Origin of the sequence: Bradyrhizobium sp., assembly GCF_017881085.1 — a bacterium.
Classification (GTDB): Bacteria; Pseudomonadota; Alphaproteobacteria; order Rhizobiales; family Xanthobacteraceae; genus Bradyrhizobium.
The window spans coordinates 1-2,975 of sequence record NZ_JADGRI010000468.1; the positions used below are offsets into that span (position 1 = coordinate 1).

Annotated in this window: 2 protein-coding genes and 1 pseudogene; 1 reads left to right on the forward strand and 2 read right to left on the reverse strand. The window is 66.1% G+C overall.

The features are described 5' to 3' along the window. Nucleotides 1–488 (forward strand): annotated as a pseudogene (locus QZ213_RS26730) (acetyl-CoA acetyltransferase); the annotation flags it as partial. A 47-nt stretch (nt 489–535) separates the two neighbouring features. Here the strand turns inward: QZ213_RS26730 and QZ213_RS26735 are convergent. Both QZ213_RS26735 and QZ213_RS26740 read right to left on the reverse strand, forming a co-directional pair. Continuing rightward, nucleotides 536–1,714: an efflux RND transporter periplasmic adaptor subunit gene (locus QZ213_RS26735; RefSeq protein ID WP_291689054.1), complete on the reverse strand. Its 1,179-nt coding sequence runs from the start codon at nt 1,712–1,714 to the stop codon at nt 536–538. After that, a partial coding sequence (locus QZ213_RS26740; RefSeq protein ID WP_291689055.1) for an efflux RND transporter permease subunit occupies nt 1,704–2,975 on the reverse strand: 1,272 nt, incomplete at its 5' end. The genes QZ213_RS26735 and QZ213_RS26740, both read right to left, overlap by 11 nt.

Sequence of the window (2,975 nt, forward strand, 5' to 3'; positions counted from 1 at the left end):
CGACAGTGACCGGCGGGCTGACGTTCTTCGGCGCGCCGCTCAACACCTACATGACGCACGCGGCCTGCGCGATGGTGCGCAAGCTGCGCGACGGCGCCAGGCTCGGCCTGCTCTACGGCCAGGGCGGCTTTGTCACCAAGCATCATGGTCTGGTGCTATCACGGCAGGCGCCGGCCGCCGCGCTGGCGCAGGACACCAGCGTGCAGGCGGAAGCCGACCGCCATCGCGGCGTGGTGCCCGAGTTTGTCACCGAAGCCCATGGCAAGGGCGCGGTCGAGAGCTTTACCGTGATCTATGGCCGCAACAACGACGTCGAGCACGGCGTGGTGATGCTGCGGACGCCGGACAATGCCCGCGCGCTGGCGCGGGTGCCCGCCGGCGACGGCGCGACGCTGGCGCATCTTCTGAGAATGGACCGAACCCCGGTGGGATCGTCAGGCGATATCGTCACGGCGGACGACGGCGTGCTGGAGTGGCGGGTGGGGTAGCTCGCTGTCGCGGATGTGGCGGGGCAGCAGCCCCTACCCTCGAGGTCCTACTTTTCCGAGACCTTCTCCGGCTTGCCCTTGGCGCCGGCGACGTGGACTTGATCGCCGTCGGCGAGGCCGTCGGGGGGGGCGACGATGACGCGGTCGTCCGCGGAGATGCCCGAGGCCAGTTCGATATCCTTGCCGAGATCACGGGCGATGGTCACGGCCTTGAACTTGACCTTGTCGTCGGCACCGACGGTTGCCACGCGCAGGCCGCTGCCGTTGAAGATCAGGGCGCTGGCCGGAATATGCAGCGGCACGGCGTCGCGCTGCAGGCTCATGCGGACATTGGCGTAGCCGCCCGGCATCAGCTCGCCACCGGGGTTGTCGAGCGCAAGCTGCATCCGCGTCGTGCCGGAAGAGACGTCGACGGATTGCGAGGAGGCTTCGACGGTCGCGTCGAAGGTGCGGGTCGGGTATTCCGGCATCGAGATTTTGGCCTTGGCGCCGATCTTGATCGCGGGCACGTAGCTCTGGGGCACGTTGACGTAGACCCGCAACTTGCTGATATCGGAAATCACGAACATCGCGGGACCGCTGCCGCCGCCCGCATTGATCAGGGCACCGACGTCGGTATCGCGCGCGGTGACCACGCCGTCGAACGGCACCGTGATCTTCTTGTAGCCCGCCAAAGCCTCCAGGCGCTCGACATTGGCCTGGCCGGAATTGACGGCCGCCTTCTTGTTGGAGAGGTCGGCGGAGCGCTCGTCGATTTCCTGCATCGACACGAAGTTCGAGGCGATCAGCGATTTGCGGCGCGTTAACGTGGCCTCCGACAGCTTCGCGCTGGCCTCCTGGCTCGCCAGGTCGGCGCGCGCCTGCAACAGCTGCTGGTCGAGGTCCGGCGCCTCGATCTCGGCGATCACCTGGCCGGCCTTGACCTTGGCGCCGATATCGGCGCTCCAGCTCTTCAGGTAGCCGCTGACGCGGGCAAAGATCGGCGCACGGTAATAGGCCTCCAGCCGGCCCGGCAGGTCGATGGTGGCGTTCAAAACCCTGGCGTCGGGCAGTACCACCGCCACCGTCGGAACGGCCTGCTCGTCGGTCCATTCGCGCAATTTGGCGCTGGAATCCTCGCGCGCCCGGATGCCCGTGACCACTACCAGCACCGCCGCGACCCCCGCCGCGACCGCGAAAATGCCCAACTTCCGGCGAGAGACCGGCGAGTTCTGTTCAGTGGGCATGCGAAGTCTCCGGGACGGCGGCGGCGGCTTTGGCGCCTTGCTTCTTGTGTACCATACTAAAAACCACGGGAACAAACATCAGGGTAGCCACGGTGGCAAAGATCAGCCCTCCGACCACCGCACGGCCGAGCGGCGCGTTCTGCTCGCCGCCCTCGCCGAGCGCCAGCGCCATCGGCAGCATGCCGATGATCATCGCCAGCGCGGTCATCAACACCGGTCGGAAGCGCACGAAACCGGCCTCGATGGCGGCGGCGATCGGATCGCCCAGCTCCTCGTAGCGTTCGCGGGCGAAGGAGATCACCAGCACGCTGTTGGCAGTGGCGACGCCCATGCACATGATCGCGCCGGTGAGCGCCGGAACCGACAGCGTGGTCTGGGTGGTGAACAGCATCCAGACGATGCCGGCCAGCGCCGACGGCAGTGCGGTGATGATCACGAACGGGTCGGACCAGGACTGGAAGTTGACCACGATCAGCAAATAGATCAGCACGATCGCGGCCAACAGGCCGAACAGCAGCCCGGAAAACGCGCTGTTCATGGTCTGCACCTGGCCGAGCAGAACCACCGACGAGCCCTTCGGCACGTCCTTGGCGGTATCGGCCATGACCGCCTTGACGTCGGCGGCGACCGCGCCGAGGTCGCGTCCCTGCGGCGTCGCGTAGATCTGCACCATCGACTGGATGTCGTATTGGGAGACCACCGCGCTGGAGGTCGCGCGCGTGATGTTGGCGATGCCGCCGAGGATCGGCGGCGAGGCGGTGGTGCCGGCGGTAATCGGCAGGGTCTCCAGCGCGCTCAGCGAATCGATCTTGTATTGCGGCGTCTGCATCACGATCGAATAGGACACGCCATTGTCCGGATTGAGATAGTAGGTCGGCGCCACCTGGGCGCTCCCGGCCAGATTGACGACCAGGCTGTTGGTGACGTCGCGTTCGGTCAAGCCGACATATTGCGCGCGGGTGCGGTCGACATCGATATTGAAGGTCGGATTGTTGGGTGACTGCTGGATGCGCGCATCCGCGATGCCCGGTATCCGGCGAATCCGGCTCAGCAATTGATTGGCGTAGGCGAAATTCGCGCTCACATTGGCGCCGCGGATCTGCAGGTCGATAGGCGCCGGCGCGCCGAAATTCAGGATCTGGCTGACGATGTCGGCCGGCAGGAAGGCAAACGTCATGCCGGGAAACGCGCGCGGCAGCTGCTCGCGAAGCGCCTGCACATATTCATCGGTCGGCCGGTGACCTTCCTTCAGCTTGATCTG